Genomic DNA, 18772 nt, shown 5'->3' on the forward strand with positions numbered 1-18772 from the left:
GTCGCTGGACTGGGCCGCTGACTGTGCTGCGGTCTCAGGCGCTCCTAGTTCTGCTGCTCGGCTTTCTCGCGCGCCTCAGCGGCTTTGGCGCCCGCGCGTGCGGCGTCCGCCTCGGCTTCCTTCTTCGCGGCGTCGCGCTGCGCATCGGCCTTGTCCTGCTGGGCCTGACCTTCACGGACCAGGTCGTCACGTCCGGCGACGGTGCCGATGACTTCCTTGGCCTTGCCCTTGACGCCTTCCACGACGCCCCGGATGGCTTCCTCGGGACCGGTGTTCTTGTCCTCGCTCATGGCTACCCTTCCGCTCACGGATCGGATGATCGCACGGAGAACCGTTCCCCACGCCTGCCGAGAATTCCCGGCTCCGGTGCACGTCAAACGGCGAGAATTGCGATCTGCACCACACGGATGTGGGTGCCCCACAGGGCATTCCGTGGAGGAATTCCGAAATGTTTGGGCAGCCGACGCCCGTGGGTACGGAAGGACTGCCGCTGACCGGCAAGGTCAGACCGGGCGGGCGTCACGACGACGTGCGTGCGCTGCCCACAACGGAAAGAGGCACCATGATTTTGGTCGGAGCTGTACTGCTTGCTCTCGGGCTGATCTTCAACATCTACCCCCTGTGGGTGGCCGGCGTGGTCGTGCTGGTGGTGGGCGCGGTTTTTTGGCTGCTGGGGGCGACCGGACGTCCGATCGCCGGCCGCCGCTACTGGTACTAGCCGGCCGTGCGTCGACGCGGTCGTCTTCGCGACGAAGTACGGCAGCTGATCGAAAAAGCCTGCGGCACAGGATGAATCGGACGGCTGCACAGACGGCGAAGCGTGCTGACACCGTAGCCCGCCTTCGGGTACTGCCGCCGCCGACAGCGGGCGGCGGCGGGCGATGCATGTTTGTTTGAGCAGCCATGGACAATGGGTACACAGAGTGCGACGTGGAGTGGCCTGCACAGGGACGCTGGAGGAAATAGGTGGTTGAGGCAGTGGGGCAGGGCACCAGTGACCGGTCTGTTGAGTTGATCGTTGCGGCATCGCCGGAGAGCCTGGCCGTCCTGCGGACGCTCGTGGCAGCGGTCGCCGCCTTCGAGGATTTCGATCTGGACGCCATCGCCGATATCCGGCTGGCGGTCGACGAGGCCTGTACCGGACTCATCCGGGCCGCGGTGCCCGGGTCGAGCCTGCGGGTGGTCGTCGACCCGGCGAATGATGCTGTGGTGATTCGCGCTTCGGCGACGTGTGTGGCCGACGACAGCCGCGGCAGCGCCGTGGTGAAGCCGGACAGTTTCAGCTGGCACGTGCTCAGCTCGCTGGCCGATGACGTGTCGACCTTCGCCGACGAGCCGGCGACCGACGGCACCCAGGTGCTGGGTGTTTCGTTGACCTCGAGACGAGTGAGTCTGCAGCGGTGACGGCGGAGTATGCGGACGTTCTCGAGATGTTCCGTCAGCTCCAGGGGACGACCGAGGACTCAGCTGACTACATCGAGCAGCGGGACGCGATCATCGAGCGGTGTCTGCCGTTGGCCGACCACATCGCGCGGCGCTTCGAGGGCAAGGGCGAAGCACGCGATGATCTGCTGCAGGTTGCGCGCATCGGCCTGATCAACGCGGTGAAGCGTTTTGACGTCGAGATGGGTTCGGACTTCGCCTCATTCGCGGTCCCGACGATCATGGGAGAGCTGCGTCGCCACTTCCGCGACAACAGCTGGTCGGTGAAGGTCCCGCGCCGCATGAAAGAGCTGCATCTGCAGATCGGCACGGCCAGCGCCGAGATGTCGCAACGCCTCGGGCGCGCGCCCACGGCTTCTGAGCTGGCCGCCGAGCTCGGCATCGATCGCGACGAGGTCCTCGATGGCCTGATGGCGGGCAGTTCGTACAAGACAACCTCGATCGACGGGGCCGCGGGGAGCGAGGAGCGCCCGTCCCTGGCGGAGACGCTGGGCGACGTCGATCCCGGTTTGGAAAAGGTCGAGTACCGCGAGGCGCTCCGGCCGCTGCTGGCCGAACTGCCGGAACGCGAGCGGACGGTGCTGGTGCTGCGATTCTTCGAATCGATGACGCAGTCTCAGATCGCCGCCAAGGTGGGCATCTCGCAGATGCACGTCTCGCGGTTGCTGGCGAAAACCCTGGCGCAGCTTCGGGAGAAGTTGGAGTAGGGCTGCGCCCCGGTGCCCGGCGACTGCGGTGCGCGTCAATGGCGGGAGCGGTGTGGGGCCAACTGGTAACGTCCGCGACGGTAAGCACAGCGCAACACGATGGTCAGCACGACGTAGGTGGCCGCTTGGTGAAGGATGTGACCACTTGTCCATGCCGGCAGAGCCGCGGATGAACCGTTCCGATTCCGCCAAGGCGGAGCCCCCGGGGGACCGGCCGCTGTCGCTGCTGCTGGTGGAAGACGACCGCGGTGACGCACTCCTGGTCGAGGAGCTCATCGCCGACGCCGCGATCGACATCGACTTCCACTGGTCGTCCACATTGACCCAGGCCGCGGCCGCGCTGGAAACGATCCGTCCGGACTGTGTGCTGCTGGACCTGCACCTGCCCGACGCCGGCGGCGTCGACGCACTCGACCGTTTGAGCGCCCTGGCACCGGGATTGCCGATCGTCGTTCTCACCGGTCTGAACGACGAGCATTTCGGCGTTTCTGCCATGGCGTCGGGTGCGCAGGACTACCTGGTGAAGGGCCGCGTCGAGCCGGAGACCCTGCGCCGGGCGGTCCTGTATGCGATCGAACGCAAGCGTGCCGAGTTCACCGCGGTCGACCTGCAAGCCAGTCGACTGCGCGCTCAGGAGAATGCCCGACTCGAGCGGGGCCTGCTGCCGTCGCCACTGCTCGCTGACGATCCCGGCGTCGAGATCGTCACCCAGTCGCTGCCGAGCCGGCGTGACGCGCTGATCGGCGGTGACTTCTACGACGTCGTGCAGACCCCTGACCGCACGGTGCACGTCATGATCGGTGACGTGGCCGGCCACGGACCCGACGAGGCCGCGTTGGGCGTGGCACTGCGAATCGGTTGGCGCGCACTGACTTTCGCCGGCCTGCGCGGTAATGAGCGGATGCGGCAGCTCGACCGCATCCTGACCACCGAGCGGCCCAGCCGCGGCACCTTCGCAACCCTGCTGAGTGTGGCCCTGACACCCGATACGGGGCAGTTCGACGTGGTGCGGGCTGGTCATCCGGGCTTGCTCATGCACGGGACGGGTACCGTCGACTGGCTCGAACCGACCGCCGGCCCGGCACTCGGCCTCGGCGCCAGGGAATGGCCGGTCAACCGGTTGCAGTTGCGGCCGGGCGACGGCTTGATGCTGTTGACGGACGGGCTGTTCGAGGGGCCCGCGGGCGACGGCGGTGAACGCCTCGGCGAGGAGGGGCTGCTGGCGGCGGCCCGGTCACTGGCGCGCCTGCCCGGCACCGAGTTCGTCAAGGCGCTGATCAGCGAGGTGGAAACCTGGGCCGAGCCCTACGGTGGCCTCACCGACGACATCGCCGTCATTCGAGTGGAGCGCTCGGTTCGATGAAGTTGACGGTGCAGGGCTGGCAGAACCTGGTTCTTTCCGCGATGGGTGTGGTGGTGCTCTCGGGTGCCGTCGGTGGTGCGCTCCTGATGAACCAGACCGACACGGTGTCGAGCGAGCTGATCGAGCACCTGCAACCGGCGCGCGTGGCCGCCTACCGATTGCAGGCCGGACTGCGTGATCAGGAGACCGCGGTGCGCGGTTATGCGAGCGCCGCCGACAGCCAGTTCCTGGCGCCGTATGAGGACGGACAACGCGCTGAAACCGCTGCGGCACAGAAAATCAGGACATTGCTGGAGGGTCGTGACGACCTCATCGCCGACCTCGATGCCATCGAACGCGCCGCCGGTACCTGGCGCAGCACCTACGCCCAGCCGTTGATCGCGAGCGTCGTCGTGGGACACCCGGCCGTCGTCGACAGCCGCACCAACGAGGACGGCAAGAAAGAGTTCGACAACCTCCGCACGCTCTTCGATACCCAGAACCGGCACCTGGAACAGGCGCGCGACGCTGACACCGCTCGGTTGGCATCGATACGCCAATGGCGCGACCGGGTGCTGGCCACGATGGTCGGCGCCTTCGTCGTCACGGCGGTGGTGCTGGCGATGCTGGTGCGCAGCTCGGTCACTCGCCCGCTGGGCGCACTCGCCGCAGCATGCCGCCGGATCACGCAGGGAAACTTCGATGAGCGCATAGTTCCCCAGGGGCCCACTGACATTCGCGCGATCGCCGTCGATGTCGAGGAGATGCGGCAGCGCATCGTCGAGGAGCTCGAGGCATCTCAGTTCGCCCGCGTGGCGCTCGACGAGCAAGCCGAGGAATTGCGCCGATCCAACGCCGAACTCGAACAGTTCGCCTACGTCGCGTCGCACGATCTGCAGGAGCCGCTGCGCAAGGTGGCGTCGTTCTGCCAGCTGCTGGAGAAGCGGTACGGCGATCAGCTCGACGAGCGCGGCGTCGAGTACATCAACTTCGCGGTCGACGGCGCCAAGCGCATGCAGGTGCTGATCAACGACCTGCTCACCTTCTCCCGTGTCGGCCGGCTGAACGCCAGGAACACCGAGGTCGATCTGGGCGAGGCTGTCGCGTCGGCCATGCAGAACCTCGCGACCTCGATCGCCGAGTCGGAGGCCGAGGTGGTGCTGCCGCCCGCCGGCCTGCCGCGCGTCGACGGCGACCCCACCTTGTTCACGATGCTGTGGCAGAACCTGATCGGTAACGCGGTGAAGTTCCGGCGCGAGGGCCAAACGCCGCGGATCGTGATCGACTGCACAATGGGAACGGGTGAGAACGCCGACAACTGGGTATTCACGGTGACGGACAACGGTATCGGGATCGCCGAGGAGTTCGTGGACAAGGTGTTCGTCATATTTCAGCGCTTGCACGGGCGCGACGCCTACAGCGGCACCGGCATCGGCTTGGCACTGTGCAAGAAGATCGTCGAACATCACGGCGGCACCATCGGGATCGACACGTCGTACACCGATGGCACGCGGTTCGTGTTCACCTTGCCGGCCACCCCGATCACCGAACCGAACGTCATCGCGTCAGAGCAGCCGGAAGGAAGTCACCCATGAATGCGTCGTCAGCCGGCCGAGTCGTCGACATCCTGTTGGTCGAGGACGATCCGGGGGACGAACTGATCACCCGTGAAGCGTTCGCGGACAACAAGATCAAGAACACTCTGCATGTCGCTCGCGATGGTCAAGAAGGTCTGGATTTCCTCTACCGCCGCGGTGTCCATGCCGACGCCCCGACCCCGGACCTCATCCTGCTCGACTTGAATCTGCCGAAGTACGACGGCCGGGAGTTGCTGGAGGCGATCAAGTCCGACGCCGATCTGTGTCACATCCCGGTCGTCGTCCTGACCACGTCCTCGGCAGAGGAGGACATCCTGCGCAGCTACAAACTGCACGCGAACGCCTACGTGACCAAGCCGGTCGACCTCGATCAGTTCATGAAGGCGGTGCGGGAGATCGACGAGTTCTTCGTGCAGGTGGTGCGGCTGCCGCAGTAGGTGCGGGTCACCCGCCGCCGGCGGGCACGGCGTCGATGACGTCCCATTGCAGGCGCACCTCCGTACCGGCATCGGTCGGTTCGATCGACGCATGATCCGTCAGCGCCTGCATCAACGGAATTCCGCGTCCGCGGGCAGAGTTCGCGAGCTGTGCGGGGGCGGGGCGCCACGTGCCCTCGTCGGTCACGGTCACGGTCAGCCGCCCTGACACGCGGTCGAAGTCGGCACGAACATGCATGACGCCGGGAGCGGGGGCATCGGCATACGCGGCCTCGACGGCGTTGGCCAATGCCTCGTTGACGGCGAGCACGATGTCGCTGGCTTTGACGCGGTCCACTGCGATGTGGCCCGTCAACCAGGTCGAGAACTCCTGACGGACGGATGCGGCATGTTCGGGGATGGCTACCACGTCCGTCTTACTGAAACGTGCCCCGCTGCTCGACTGGTCCGGCTCCGTCATAGCGACCTGCTCGACCTACCTTCCGATTGACAACGACCGCACTAGGCGGTGACAGCCGCGAGGGCCTCGTCTCGCGTGGCGAACAGCTCGATCAGGTCGGCGATGCCGACCAGCTTGAGCGGGCGGCTGGTGGTGGGGCTGTCGGCGACGATGACGAGCCTGACCGCCGGCGCCAGGTCGGCGTGCGCCGCCACGAGCACGCCCATCCCGGCCGAGGCCAGGAAGTCGACGGCGCTCAAGTCGACGACGACCGCCTGGGCTGTGCCGACAGCCGCCGGGCTCAGTGCGGATTCGAGCTGCGGAGCGGTGAGCATGTCCACCGTTCCGGATACCGCGACCACGCTGACCGCGCCGATCTGGCTCTGTTCGACCGCGCAGCTCGCCGCGGCAGGGTTGCCGCTTCCCTGGACTGGCTGGCCTGTCATTGTCACCTCCGAGGGGCTCACACGCGTGAGCCGACAGTCCAAATACTATCGGCGCTTCTGCTGCCCGCTGCACCAAACCTAGTAGGACACAGCCTGTTCGTCGGTGTGGCAAATAACATGTTTCGTCCGGCTCACCGGCGGGTATCAGTAAAGGCCTATTTTGTCGGCCGGTGCGGATCCGGAACCGACGCGACCGTGGGGCCGATGGTCAATCCGATTGTGCCGCATGCGGATTGATTATAAGGGTGGTAAAGCGCGTTCGGTTCGACCCGCCGGGTCGGCGTCCCGGTCTTCGGCGCTGATTGTTTCGCCAGGCGCGTACGCGCCAACCGCCGGAAATCCCTTGCCATCAATCTATAACGGTGTTATGAATTGTCATAACACCGTTATGGCGAATGGAGTTGCACCATGCACCACCATGAAGACCTCCCGTTTCCCGAGCCGACGCGAAACAGCGCCGGTGGCGCCGCGACCGAGACGGTCGGCAGTCACATCCGGATCGGCGATGCCGAGCGCGAAGTCATGTCTCGCCGGCTCATCCGTGCCGTCGCTGACGGCAGGCTGACCCTCACGGAGTACGACACCCGCCTGCAATGGCTCTACCGGGCCGAAACCCGCGGCGAGCTCGCCGACATCGTCTCGGACCTACCGCCATCCGACGAGCGGGGTAAGCCCAAACGGCAACGGAAGCAGTCGATTCCGGCCTGGGTCGTGATCATGTGGATGCCGTGGGCCGCAGTGAACCTGTTGTGCCTCGCGATCTGGCTCGCCACCGGCGCCGGCTACTTCTGGCCGTTCTGGGTGGCGGTCCCCTGGGGCTGCGCGTTGTTGGTGCCCAGCGCAATCGGCGTGTTCACCAGTGGCGGGGCCCACGGGGGAGAGGATTCGAAGGCCGTTGGTTCCGTCACCCCCAGGCGATCCTGCGACGCCGCGTCCCGATCCGGCCGCGAAGCGCAACGGTGGTCTCCAGCGGCCATCTGATGGGTCATGCTTGACCGGCGTCTGGGCGGGTATACGGCGTTGGTGAACGACCCGCCACCACTTGCGGACACGACGATTCCGGACCAGCACACCGTCGTGACCGGCACCGAGACCGAGACATACCGGTCATTGCTGCGCACGCCGGCCACGCGGGACGAGCGGTACGCATTGGGTAAGGCCCTGCGCAAGAAGGTGCCCCGGCGGGCATTGGCCACGTGGTCGGATCGTGCGGGGCGGCCGGACCCGGTCGACCTGATCCAGGCCAGCCATGAGGGGCGGATCGAGCGACTCATCCCGATCAGGGTCGGGCGGATGGCTGCATCGCCCTATGGCTTCCTGCGTGGTGCCGCGGTCGTGATGGCGCGTGACGTCTCGCACCTGCCGACGACCGGAATCATGCCGGTGGTCTGTGGCGACGCGCACCTGGGCAACTTCGGGTTCTACGCATCGCCCGAGCGGGAACTGGTCATCGACCTCAATGACTTCGACGAAGCGCACCCCGGCGGCTGGGAATGGGACCTGCGCAGGCTGGTGGCGAGTATCTGGGTGGCCGGGCGGGAGAACGACGCGTCGGAAAGCGCTTGCGGTGACGCCGTGCAAGCGTGTGTCGCGTCGTATCAGAAGGAGATCCGGCGGCTCGCCGATCTGCCGCTGTTCGTCAGGGCCTTCAACCGACTCAGCGTCGACCGCGTCGCCACCGAGGCCGACGGACCACTGGAGCGGCTGGTCACCCGCTCGGCGAAGCGGGCACGTCGCCGTACCGGTGATCGCGCGTTGCCACGCTTCACGCACGAGGTCGACGGGGTGCGGAAGATCGTCGATGAACCGCCATTGATCACGCGGCTACCGGCGCGGGAAGAAGCGCAGCTCACCAAGGCGATGGACGACTATCTGGAGACCCTGCCGCTGTACTGGCGCCGACTGGTCGGTGGCTACACCCTGCTGGACGTGGCACAGAAGGTCGTCGGGGTCGGCAGTGTCGGGCTGCGGGCGTACGTGGCGCTGCTGGCGGGCTCGTCGTCCAAGGACGTCATCTTCCTGCAGCTCAAGCAGGCCCGACGATCCGTACTGGCGCGCTACGTCCACGGTGATTCGCCGCTTCACGCCCACCAGGGGCAACGTGTCGTCGAATACCAGCAGTGTCTGCAGACGGTCAGCGACCCGCTGCTGGGCTGGACGACTGTGGACGGCCGCCAGTTCTACGTCCGGCAGCTGCGAAACATGAAGGGCCGCATACCTCTCGACGAACTGGATGCCAAGATGCTGACGGGCTACGCCAGCGTGGTCGGTCAGCTACTGGCGAAGGGACACGCCAGGACCAGCGGAGCCTCGATGATCGCCGGTTATCTCGGCCATTCCGACCGCGTGAGCGAGGCGCTGTCCGGCTTCGCCCGGCGCTACGCCGACCAGACCGAGGCGGACCACGCCGTACTGCTCAGCGCCGTCGACCGTGGGGCATTGCCTGGGGACTACGAGTGAGCCGTCGGGCCACAGCCAGATCACCTGGGGCGCAAGGGCACTGCGCCGGCCGCAGCTGCCTCGGCGTTTGTGACCCATCACAATCGCTTGGTCTGATACTTCGGCGCTCGGTGTAGAGACGGCGGCCACCCGGACACCGATACTGATTCGGACAACGAGGCAGCATCGGCGCTGCCGCAGCCACCGAACGGGGCTCGTTGAAACAGGAGGGCTACACCGTGGTTGCCGCACCCGAGAATCTGTTCCCGCTTGACCGGAGTAACGCCCGTCGCGTCGAGTTCGAAGGCGGCAGCATCCAGTCGCGCCTTGTCGCGTTGGCGTTGAAGGTCACGGTCAAACCGGCATTGACGGTCTGGGCGATGGCTCCCGGCCTGCCCTGGCCATATCGGGCGGTCGATCATGTCGGGCGCGTGCTGTGGTCGGTTGCGGGCACCACCCGCCAGCCTGTCCACCTGGCGTGCTGTCCGGCCGAGACGACCCGCCCGGCGGCCGTGCGCGGGGATCGCTACGTCGTGTACATGCACGGCGGTGCCTTTCTCGTCGGGGGCCGTCACCTGCACCGTCAAATGATCTCGCGGATTGCCGCGGCGCTGCAGAGCGAAGTTGTCGCAGTGGATTACCGCAAGCTGCCCGAGCACACCATCGCCGACGGTATCGAAGACTGCATCGACGCATATCGGTTCGCGCTCGGCCGAGGTGTCGCGCCGGAGAACATCGCATTCATCGGAGACTCGGCCGGCGCTTACCTGGTCTTCATCACGGCGCTGTTCGCGGCCAGGCGCGGGTTGCCGATGCCCGGCGCGATCGTCTCGATGGCGCCACTGACCGACTTCGACGTGCAGGCCAAGATCGATGCCCCCTCCGGATCAACCGATGTGCTGTTCTCGAAGGCCTTTGCCCGCGCGTTCCATCGATTCGTCATGCGGCACAGTCCGCCGGAAGCTGAGCACCGACTGCTCGATGCGGATCTGGGTGGGCTGCCGCCATCTTTGATCCAGGTGAGCTCGACCGAACTGCTCACCCCCGACGCCGAGGAGCTCGCCGTCGAACTGACGAAGGCCGGTGTGCCGCACCAATTGCAGGTGTGGCGGGACCAGGTCCACGTCTTTCAGGCCGCGGCCTCGATCGTTCCCGAAGCGGCGCGTGCACTTCGCGAGGTCACGCAGTTCATCGAGTCGGCATTCGCCCGAAACGGGGCGCAGGAGCAGTCCGCTTAGTTGCTCATGGCGCGGCGAACCCGAGGGCGTTCGCAACCGCGGTTCGTGTCGCCTCCTTGAGGTACTCCGGCGAGGCGTGCCTGCCAAGGGCCGCCTGCGTGACGATCATGCCCGTGACCAGATGAAAGATCGACTGTGCATCGTCATCAGGGCACTGTGACGACATCTCCCCGCTCCTGCATCCGACGCGGATGGCCTCACGCAATGGCTCGATCAATTCGTCCACGAGCGCATCGTTCTGGTCGGCATGGCGTCCGGAACGCTCGAGCCAGGCGGTTGCCAGCACCGAGGCTCGTCCGCACCGCTCTACCGGGTAGACGTAGTCGATCATCGTCGCGGTGTACGACAGGATGCGCTCGATCGGGCAAGTGCTCTGCGTGGCCGCGTGCCGCAACTGCCTTGCGGCGCTGCGAAGTTCGTCGGACAGCAACTCTTGGTAGTTCACCACTGGATTCACATCTCGTGCCGTAGGGATACGAAGAACTCGCGTTCGATGACCGAGGTCTGCTCAGCTAGCCGGGATTGCCCGGGCCTGTGTCGGCGACCGGTGTACCTGCATGGTCGATGGTGTACACGGTCATGGCCGACGCCAGCAATCGGGACTGGTGGGGGTCGGTGGGGTCATAGCCGGTGATCTCCTGAATACGCCGTAGGCGGTAGGTCAGGGTGTTCGGATGAATGAAAAGCTCTGCCGCGGCGGCCTTCCGGTCGGCGCCGTGCCGCAGATGCGATTGGAGCGCTTGCAGTAACCCCGGGTGGTCGCGCAGCGGCGCGATGTGGCGCGCCAGCAGGTCCCGGGCGGGCCCGGGGCGCGTCGACTGGTACTCGAAAAGGACATCAGCCAGTTGGTAGATACCGGGCTCTCTGTTCAGTTGCCTTGCCAGGCAGGTGATTTCGGTGGCTTCCGCGGCCGCCGCGGGAATGGCCGCCAGCGTCGCGCCGGGATGGTACGCGGCGTAGATCGCGACCTCGAGTCGTTCACCGAGCGCGTCGATCAGTGCACACAGGTGTGCGGCCATGGCGGAGTCGTCCCGCTGTTCCACGACCTGTGCGGGCAGCAAGATCACGCCCGTGTGTCCGTCGAACGTGTTGAGGATTTCGCCGGCGCCGCGCCCGTAGAACACTTGGTTGGCGAGCCGTAACCGCCGGCGCGCCGCCAACGTCTCATGCGTGGTCCGCGGTTCGTCGCCGTCCACCCGGATCGCCAATACGTCATAGCGGTCGCTGAGCTTGACACCGATTTGTTTGGCGATCATGTCGCTGCCGGGCTCGCCGTCGATGAGGTGGGCGCACAGGGCACTCATCTGCTGGCGCGTGGTGGCCCGGAGGACGAAATCGGAGTCCTGGTAGACCTCAGTCATCAGCACGCTGATGGTCCCGGTGAGGTCGGCGAGGTACATGCCCAGCGCAGCGATCGTTTCCGCGTCGCCCTCGGAGGCCGATTCGAGCACGATCTCCCACAGTTTTCGGATACCGGCATGGAGCGCGGTGAACAGGAACGGCAACGGGATCCCGTCCTCGGCATGCCGCTCCGCGACCGGCAGGACGAAGGTCGCCGCCTCGGCACGGGTCACCCTGCGTCCTTCGGTGATCAGGTCGAGCCCGTACAGAAATCCGCCGATGATGTACGGGGTCACCTCACCGTCGAAATGTTCGATCGGCATGGGTGTGGGCCAGTCGATGGATTCGACGGCCTCATGGAGAAGCGTCGTGGCGATCTCGTCGATCCGGTCCTCGATCACCTTTCGCAACGGTGCGTCCGCCGGGATCGGCGGCAGCTCGGACGGGGACGGCACGTGCCGATTGTGATCTATCACAACGCGGTGGCGGAAGATGGCGGGACAAATCGGCCGAAGGTTTGTTTCCGGCACCAAAAGCGTGGCCCATTCTTCTCACGCCCGCGCGGCGTGTTGGGCGTCAGATCACGTACGGCGCGATGAGCATGGTGGCGCCCAGTACCGCGACGCCGATCAGGAATGCGACGACCGTAAAGCCCATCACCTGACGGACATTCAGCTTCGCGATCGCCAGCAGGGGCAGCAGCCAGAACGGCTGGATCATGTTCGCGACGCCTTCGCCGACAGCGACCGCCATGGAGATCAGCCCCAGGTACTCCGGTGAACGCTGGCCGATGGCCAGTGCCGAGTCGACCGCGATGGGGCCCTGCACGGCCCAGTGGCCGCCGCCCGACGGGACGAACAGGCTGATGATCAACGACCCGACGAAGGTCAGGAACGGCAGTGTGTGCTCCGTCGCGCCGTTGACCACGGCCTCGGCCAGGAGCGTCTGCAGCGGCTTGTCGGCCTTGGTCGCCTGATAACCGAGCAGGCCGACCAGACCGCCGTACAGCGGGTACTGCAGGAGCAGCGGGCCGGACACCTTGGCGGCGCCGGTGAACGCTCTGATGAAGCGGATCGGCGTGCGGTGCAGCAGCGCACTGGTGATCGTGAACAGCATGATCATCGACGAGATGTTCAGGGCGAATCCACTGAGCACGAAATAGGCCATGCCGGCGGCGAATACGAGGACGTTGAGGATCCAGAGGTTCTCGAGCCACTCGGCGAAGGTCTTCTTGCCGGGCACCGGCGGAGCCGGCACCTCGTCTTCGAACACCGCGGGGTCCGGTGCCAGACTCTGCGCCGGGGCCATCCGCCAGACCGCGAGTGCGAGCAGCGCCAGCACCGCGATCGCCGACAGCCAGCTGTAGGGCTGGAAGATGGTCTGGCTCAACGGAACAGTGCTGCCGGTGAGCTTGTGGATCACGTTGATCGGGCTGCTGCTGTCGGTGTTGGCCAGCGCGATCGATGACGAGAGTCCCTGTGTCCAGACGATGAAGCCCATGAACGCGGCCGCGATCAGGTAGCCGAAATGTGCGTCGGTGAAGCGCTTTGCGACCTGCCGGGCGACCAGCGCGCCGGCGACGAGTCCCAGTCCCCAGTTCAACAGCGACAGCACGGCGCTGACGCCGAAACACAGTAGGGCTCCCTGCACCTGGTTGTTCGGCTTGCCCGCGATGTGGACGATGGCCCGCTTCAGGACGGGCGCCTCGGCGAGCGTGTAACCCGTTACGAGGATCAGCACCATCTGGAACGCGAACGTGAAGATGTTCTGCGAACCCCACACGCCGCCGTACCAGGCCTTGAGCATGCCGCTGGGGGTGGCGCCGTGCACCATAAGTGCCACCATCGCGGCGACCAGGACGGTCAGGATGACGGCGAACAGGTACGGGTCGGGCATCAGGCGTTCGACGTAGCGGACGCACAGTGCCGTCAGGGATTGCATGACGCCGCGGCATTCGGGCTGGGTGCCTGCGCTCGTGCCCTTCGGATGTTCGCTCGTTGCCACGTGATCCACCTTCGCCGTGTCTGGTTACGGCACCCATCATGGCGGGTGCGGGGCGTCCGGGTGGCGCCTTTGCCGAACGGCTTCGCCGGTCCGGGAGCGTCCGGCCGGCGCCCGACGGCCCTGCCCGATTGGGTAGTACGCGGCCCGCCCGGGCAGGTCCGGTACTCGGCCCGATCGGGGCATGTGGCGGCACGTCGCTGTCAATAGCGTTGTGTGCTATCAGCTTTGCGCCAATCAGAACCTCAACACCTTCCCCGCAACAATTCTCACGAATGGAGTGAATCGATGACACAGACACTGGCCACTGAAACTGTGGCGGGACACGCCGACACCATGCGGGCCGCGGTCGTCACCGACTTCGGCATGCCGTTGCAGGTGCACGATCTGCAACTGCCGACGCCAGGCTATGGCGAAGCCCTGGTCAAGCTCGAGACATCCGGTGTCTGCCACACGGATTTACATGCCGCACATGGTGATTGGCCGGTGAAGCCGCAGCCGCCGTTTGTGCCGGGGCATGAAGGCTACGGCACGGTCGTGGCACTCGGTGAGGGCGTGGTCGACCTGGCGGTCGGCGACAAGGTCGGCAACGCCTGGCTGTGGTCGGCGTGCGGCCGCTGCGAATACTGCCGGACGGGCTGGGAGACCTTGTGCGAAAGTCAGCGCAACGGCGGCTATTCCGTCAACGGAAGCTTCGGCACCTACATGCTCGTCAACGCGGACTATGCGGCGCGGATCCCCGACGGCGCCGACCCACTGGAGATCGCGCCGATCCTGTGCGCCGGCGTCACCGTCTACAAGGGACTCAAGGTCACCGACACCCGGCCCGGCCAGTGGGTGGCGATCTCCGGCATCGGCGGGCTGGGACACATCGCCGTTCAGTACGCCCGCGCGATGGGGCTTCGCGTGGTGGCGATCGATGTCGACGACGCCAAGCTCGCACTCGCCACCCGGCTCGGCGCCGAGGTCGCCATCAATGCCCGTACCAGCGACGTGGTCGAGTCGGTGCAGCAGGCCACCGGCGGTGTCCATGGTGTCCTGGTCACCGCGGTGCACCCGCAGGCGTTCGGTCAGGCGATCGCACTGGCCCGTCGCGGTGGCACCATCGTGTTCAACGGCCTGCCGCCGGGCGACTTCCCGGCCCCGATCTTCGACATCGTCCTCAAGGGCCTCACCATCCGCGGGTCGATCGTCGGAACGCGGCAAGACATGGCCGAGGCACTGGACTTCTACGCACGCGGCCTGATCAAGCCGACCGTCACCAGCGCGCGCCTCGACGAGATCAATGACGTGTTCGCGCGGATGGAACAGGGACAGATCGACGGCCGCATCGTCATCGACTACCGAAATGCGTAGCGGCACATAGGGTCGAACCGCAACCCACAACAGCTGATCTAGGCCGACGAAGATCGTCGGCCTAGATCAGCCCGCGTTTACTGGCCGCGTACACGGCCTCGGCGCGCCGGCTGACGTCGAGCTTGCGCATGATGTTGCTGACGTGGAACTTGGCGGTCGTCGCCGAGATGTACAGCTGCTCACCGATTTTGTGGTTCGACAGCCCCGCCGCGAGCAGCCGCAACACTTCGATCTCCCGGTCGGTCAGCTTCTCGCGCTGATCGCCGCGTCCGCTGAGCGAGCGGACCACAGCCGCGGCGCTGCGCGAGTCGAACGCGCTCTGCCCGGCGGAGATGGCACGGATCGCCCGCACCAGTTCGGTGGTGTCGACGTCCTTGACCACGTAGCCACGCGCTCCGGCGTGCACCGCACGTACCACCAGATCCTCATCGAGGAACGTGGTCAGCACGAGCAGGCCGAGGTCGGGATGGGCGCCGGAAAGCCTGGTGCACAAGGACAATCCCTCGAAGTCCGATCCTGCCGAGAGTTTCAGATCGACCAGCACCACATCGGGTTGCGTCGCCGCGACCATGGCCACGGCTTCCGGTTCGCTGGAGGCCTCGCCGACCACCACGAGGTCGTCCTCGCGCTCCAGTAATGACCGCAGCCCCTGGCGAAGGATGGCGTGGTCGTCCACCAGTGCAAGGCGGATGGTCTCGGTGCTGGTGTCAACGGTCATGGCACGACTCCTTCGGCCGGAGCTTCTTCTAGGTCCCGCGGAATGGTGGCCACGACCCGCACGCCACCGATACGCGAGCGGCCGACGGTGAAGGTGCCACCGTATTCGCGGCACCGTGCCAGCATGTTGGCCAGCCCGCGATGATGCCCGTCGAGGTCCGCGACGTCCGCCAGTCGGAGCCGAAGCCGGAGTTTGTCCGGGTCACCGATGCCGTCGTCGGACACCGACAGGGTGACCCCGGCGGGGCGGTAGCTCAATCGCACGATGGCCCGGGAGGCGCGGCCGTGCATCGCGGTGTTGAACAATGCCTCACCGGCGATCCGAAGCAGGCTCCGTTCGACAGCGCTGGGCAGTTCGGCGACATCTCCGTCGACCCGCAGCGTCACCCGCAGGTCTTTCGGCATATGCACGGTGGCGAGCTGTTCGAGCAGCTCGGGGAGGCTGGACCGGTCGGCGTCGGAAGAATGGTTGAGCGCATAGATGGCCGACCGTAGCTGGTCGATCGCCGATCGGGTCAGCGCTTTGGCCGTGTCCAGCCGTTCGGCCAGGCCCGTTGGACCGGAACGTGATTCGACCTCGCTTCGGCACACCTCGATCTGCATGCCCGCCGACAGGACGGTTTGTGTGACGCTGTCGTGCAGCTCCCGTGCGATGCGGTGTCGCTCGGAGTCCAGCACCTGATGACGTTGTGCCGCACCGAGTTCGCGTTGCGTCGCCAGCAGCTGCGCATTGCGCGCCTCGGATTGCGCCAGCAGGGTTTGCGAGCGCTGGAACAGTTCACAGTTCTGTAGCGCGACCGCCGTCTGACTGGCCAGGATTCGCATCACCGCTTCGTCGATGCCGTCGAGCAGCCGGTGCGGTGGTGTCCAGGCCGCGAACGCGCCGACGACGCCGCCGTCGAGCTCGATCGGGACGTGTGAATGGTGACTTTCGATGACGGGTACCCGGAACTGAGCAAGCTGACCGCGAAGGACATCGTTGAGCCGGTTCAGGACCGCATCCGGAAGGTGCGGTACCGGATGTTTGGTGCCCGACAGGCCTTCGAAGGAGTATGCGTGCCCCTCGGCGTCGAGGATGAGGTGACGGGGCCGTGCCTCGGGCAGGGCACCGTCGGCAAGCGCCAACAGCACCCATTCGGCACCGAGATGGGTACGGGCTGCCTCGGCGACGGCCCGCACCAGGTTCTCGGGGCCGTTGACGGTCTGCACCAGAGCGCGGGAGATGGCATCGAGCGCTGCGACCACCCGTTCGGTGCGTTGCGCGGCCACCCGGAACTCGGGATAGAACGTGCCCTTGCCGGATCGGACGCCCGTGAGTTGGTCCAGATCCGGGACTGTCGCGCGGCGCGGCACCACCGGGTTGCCGGGCAAGGTCGTCATAGTGCGGCCCGGAACAGCGCGCGCAGCTGTGCATCGTCGATGGGGCGGGGGTTGGTGCTCAGGCACGCGTCTTGAAGGGCGTTGTGGGCCAACACCGGTACGTCGGAGTCGCGTACCCCCAACTCGGCGAGCCCGCGCGGCACGCCGACCTGTCTGGCCAGCTCTTGGAGCCGATCGGCGAGTGCCAGTGCGGATTCCAGTTCTGGCGCACGCCTGTCGGCGATGCCGAGGCAGGTGGCGATGGTGGCGAAGGGAGCCGGGTCGGCCTCGGCGTTGAACCGCACCACGTGGGGGAGCAGTACGCCGTTGATGACGCCGTGCGGCAAGTCGAGGAGCCCGCCGACCTGATGGCTCATGGCATGCGCGGCCCCCAGGATGGCATTGGTGAACGCGAGACCCGCTTCCAATGCGGCTTGGGCCATCAGCACCCGCGCCGGCATGTCGTGTGGCCGCTCGATGGTGGTGACCAGGTTCTCGGTGACCATCACGACCGACCGCAGCGCGTGGTGGTCGGTCAGCTGGTTGTGCCCGAGCGACACGAACGCCTCGATGCCGTGCGTCAGCGCATCCAGACCTGTTGCCGCATTGAGCCATTCGGGCATGGTGGTGAGGAGCCGGGGGTCGATGACGGTGATGTCGGGGACCAGGGCGCGGCCCAGGATGGTGATCTTGGTGTTGTGGGTCGTGTCGGTGACGATGCAGAACTGAGAGACGTCGGCGCCGGTACCCGACGTGGACGGCAGCACCACGAGGGGCGGGATCGGCGCCGTCGCCTTGTCGACTCCGGCGTAGTCGAGGATGTGGCCGCCGTTGGCCGCCAGGATCGCGATGCCTTTGGCCGCGTCGATCACCGAGCCGCCGCCCAACGCGATGAGCACATCGCAGCCGTGCGATCGGTAGAACTCGTGGCCGGCCGTCACCTCGTGGTCCTTGGGGTTCGGGGTCAGCGCGCTCCACACGTGCGCCTCGACGCACTGGGCGCGCAGGTGCCCCACCAGCTCGGCCACCCAGCCGGCCTCGATCAGCCCGGGGTCGGTGACCAGCATGGGCCGCAGCCCGCCCAGGCGGACGGCGGCGTGCGCAGCCTCCGCCATCGAGTCGATACCGAACACGATCTCAGGGGCATGAAACTTCAACAGCCGCGTCGGCACGGCCGTCGCTGCCGTCGTCGCCGCGAGCTGCGCGGGCGCCATCACATCGAGTCTCACCAGACCCATTCCTCATCCTGTGATCCAGGTAACACGCCCAGCCTACGGTGTGCCGCCGCTCAGACCAATGTGCACGTGGGTAGGTCGGCACCTACCCGATCGGGTAGGTGCGCCGACGGTTTGCCGGTTTCCGCGGCGGGTATCCACGTCCCAGCAGCTACGCCAGTCGAAGAGGCCACGAAGATGCCGTACTCCGCGATCGCAGTAGCGGCGGTTGCCGCACACTTCGCCTTCCTCGGCTATCTCATCGGAGGCGGGTTCCTGGCGTGGCGGTGGCCGGCGACGATCTGGTTGCACGCCCTCATCGTCGGCTGGACCGTCATCATCCTCACCGGTGTCGTCGAATGTCCGCTGACCACGATCGAGCGGTGGGCCCGCGACGGCGCCGGCATGTCACCGTTGCCCCGCGCGGGTTTCATCGACCACCACGTCGCCGGGGTGCTGTATCCACACGGCTGGGGAGCCGCGGCTGAAATCGTGGTGTTCGCAGCTATTTTGGCGTCGTGGCTCGGGCTGTGGCGCCGGCACGATCGAACGCCGAGGCGTTCCCATGGTGGTTGATGGCCGGTGGTCGTTGTGGTGTTCGCCAGGCGGGCACAGGTGGGGAAGCGCCCGCTCGCCGGTCCACTCCAGCCCAAACCAGTTCCGCGGGAACGCATTCGTATCGGAAACCGGTACGC

The 18772-nt window shown here is 66.4% G+C and carries 20 protein-coding genes; 11 read left to right on the top strand and 9 right to left on the bottom strand.

Annotation, left to right across the window (positions count from 1 at the left end):
• Positions 1-44: 44 nt before the first annotated feature.
• Entirely contained in the window at positions 45-290 is a 246-nt protein-coding gene (locus tag ACJH6I_RS19610) for a CsbD family protein (RefSeq protein WP_318986855.1), read from the bottom strand.
• 158 nt (positions 291-448) lie between these two features.
• On the opposite strand from ACJH6I_RS19610, the gene ACJH6I_RS19615 reads away from it, so the two are divergent.
• From ACJH6I_RS19615 to ACJH6I_RS19640, 6 genes are all read left to right on the top strand, one after another.
• Positions 449-718 carry a hypothetical protein gene (locus ACJH6I_RS19615; protein WP_318986858.1) on the top strand — a complete coding sequence of 90 codons (270 nt, stop codon included), beginning with the start codon at positions 449-451 and terminating at the stop codon, positions 716-718.
• 248 nt (positions 719-966) lie between these two features.
• Entirely contained in the window at positions 967-1404 is a 438-nt protein-coding gene (locus tag ACJH6I_RS19620; RefSeq protein WP_318986814.1) for an ATP-binding protein, read from the top strand.
• Positions 1401-2150: a SigB/SigF/SigG family RNA polymerase sigma factor gene (locus ACJH6I_RS19625; protein ID WP_020104284.1), complete on the top strand. Its 750-nt coding sequence runs from the start codon at positions 1401-1403 to the stop codon at positions 2148-2150. The genes ACJH6I_RS19620 and ACJH6I_RS19625 overlap by 4 nt, the downstream gene beginning before the upstream one ends.
• A gap of 169 nt (positions 2151-2319) precedes the next feature.
• On the top strand, positions 2320-3513 hold the full coding sequence (locus tag ACJH6I_RS19630) for a PP2C family protein-serine/threonine phosphatase (RefSeq protein WP_406784411.1): 1194 nt from the start codon (positions 2320-2322) through the stop codon (positions 3511-3513).
• A complete protein-coding gene (locus tag ACJH6I_RS19635; RefSeq protein ID WP_406784412.1) occupies positions 3510-5087 on the top strand; it encodes a CHASE3 domain-containing protein in 1578 nt (525 codons plus the stop codon). Before ACJH6I_RS19630 ends, ACJH6I_RS19635 begins: the two co-directional genes overlap by 4 nt.
• Positions 5084-5527: a response regulator gene (locus ACJH6I_RS19640; protein WP_061007043.1), complete on the top strand. Its 444-nt coding sequence runs from the start codon at positions 5084-5086 to the stop codon at positions 5525-5527. Before ACJH6I_RS19635 ends, ACJH6I_RS19640 begins: the two co-directional genes overlap by 4 nt.
• A 7-nt stretch (positions 5528-5534) precedes the next feature.
• Here the strand turns inward: ACJH6I_RS19640 and ACJH6I_RS19645 are convergent, their stop codons facing one another.
• Together ACJH6I_RS19645 and ACJH6I_RS19650 are read right to left on the bottom strand one after the other, a co-directional pair.
• Positions 5535-5987, bottom strand: a complete 453-nt coding sequence (locus ACJH6I_RS19645) for an ATP-binding protein (RefSeq protein ID WP_061007042.1) — start codon at positions 5985-5987, stop codon at positions 5535-5537.
• Between the two features lie 41 nt (positions 5988-6028).
• Complete coding sequence (locus ACJH6I_RS19650; RefSeq protein WP_061007041.1) at positions 6029-6412, bottom strand: STAS domain-containing protein; 384 nt, start codon at positions 6410-6412, stop codon at positions 6029-6031.
• Positions 6413-6820: 408 nt separating this feature from the next.
• Here ACJH6I_RS19650 and ACJH6I_RS19655 point away from each other — a divergent pair, with 408 nt between their 5' ends.
• The 3 genes from ACJH6I_RS19655 to ACJH6I_RS19665 all read left to right on the top strand — a co-directional run bounded on the left by ACJH6I_RS19655 (position 6821) and on the right by ACJH6I_RS19665 (position 10089).
• Positions 6821-7393 carry a DUF1707 domain-containing protein gene (locus tag ACJH6I_RS19655; protein ID WP_318986821.1) on the top strand — a complete coding sequence of 191 codons (573 nt, stop codon included), beginning with the start codon at positions 6821-6823 and terminating at the stop codon, positions 7391-7393.
• A gap of 6 nt (positions 7394-7399) precedes the next feature.
• Positions 7400-8872 (top strand): DUF2252 domain-containing protein, encoded by a 1473-nt coding sequence (locus tag ACJH6I_RS19660; RefSeq protein WP_318986822.1) that lies wholly within the window; start codon positions 7400-7402, stop codon positions 8870-8872.
• Between the two features lie 218 nt (positions 8873-9090).
• Positions 9091-10089 (top strand): alpha/beta hydrolase, encoded by a 999-nt coding sequence (locus tag ACJH6I_RS19665; protein WP_244872796.1) that lies wholly within the window; start codon positions 9091-9093, stop codon positions 10087-10089.
• A gap of 4 nt (positions 10090-10093) precedes the next feature.
• Here ACJH6I_RS19665 and ACJH6I_RS19670 read toward each other — a convergent pair whose 3' ends face one another.
• The 3 genes from ACJH6I_RS19670 to ACJH6I_RS19680 form a co-directional block, all read right to left on the bottom strand.
• A complete protein-coding gene (locus ACJH6I_RS19670; RefSeq protein WP_212806744.1) occupies positions 10094-10534 on the bottom strand; it encodes a hypothetical protein in 441 nt (146 codons plus the stop codon).
• Between the two features lie 67 nt (positions 10535-10601).
• Entirely contained in the window at positions 10602-11885 is a 1284-nt protein-coding gene (locus tag ACJH6I_RS19675; protein WP_318986823.1) for a helix-turn-helix domain-containing protein, read from the bottom strand.
• A 121-nt stretch (positions 11886-12006) separates the two neighbouring features.
• Positions 12007-13371, bottom strand: coding sequence for a TIGR00366 family protein (locus tag ACJH6I_RS19680; protein ID WP_318986856.1), 1365 nt, complete (start codon positions 13369-13371; stop codon positions 12007-12009).
• Between the two features lie 348 nt (positions 13372-13719).
• Here ACJH6I_RS19680 and adhP point away from each other — a divergent pair, with 348 nt between their 5' ends.
• Positions 13720-14787 (top strand): alcohol dehydrogenase AdhP, encoded by a 1068-nt coding sequence (gene adhP, locus ACJH6I_RS19685; RefSeq protein ID WP_212806742.1) that lies wholly within the window; start codon positions 13720-13722, stop codon positions 14785-14787.
• 61 nt (positions 14788-14848) lie between these two features.
• Here the strand turns inward: adhP and ACJH6I_RS19690 are convergent, their stop codons facing one another.
• Genes ACJH6I_RS19690 through ACJH6I_RS19700 form a run of 3 tightly spaced genes read right to left on the bottom strand, consistent with a single transcriptional unit; the run spans position 14849 to position 18077 of the window.
• Entirely contained in the window at positions 14849-15505 is a 657-nt protein-coding gene (locus ACJH6I_RS19690; RefSeq protein WP_318986824.1) for a MadR family response regulator transcription factor, read from the bottom strand.
• Positions 15502-16884, bottom strand: coding sequence for a MadS family sensor histidine kinase (locus tag ACJH6I_RS19695; protein ID WP_318986825.1), 1383 nt, complete (start codon positions 16882-16884; stop codon positions 15502-15504). The genes ACJH6I_RS19690 and ACJH6I_RS19695 overlap by 4 nt, the downstream gene beginning before the upstream one ends.
• The gene (locus tag ACJH6I_RS19700; protein WP_212814678.1) at positions 16881-18077 is read right to left on the bottom strand and encodes an iron-containing alcohol dehydrogenase; all 1197 of its coding nucleotides are present in this window, start codon (positions 18075-18077) and stop codon (positions 16881-16883) included. Before ACJH6I_RS19700 ends, ACJH6I_RS19695 begins: the two co-directional genes overlap by 4 nt.
• Before the next feature lie 135 nt (positions 18078-18212).
• On the opposite strand from ACJH6I_RS19700, the gene ACJH6I_RS19705 reads away from it, so the two are divergent.
• Positions 18213-18653, top strand: a complete 441-nt coding sequence (locus ACJH6I_RS19705) for a DUF2784 domain-containing protein (RefSeq protein WP_406784413.1) — start codon at positions 18213-18215, stop codon at positions 18651-18653.
• Positions 18654-18772: the final 119 nt, after the last annotated feature.

Source organism: Mycobacterium sp. SMC-13 (assembly GCF_045311035.1).
Classification (GTDB): domain Bacteria; phylum Actinomycetota; class Actinomycetes; order Mycobacteriales; family Mycobacteriaceae; genus Mycobacterium.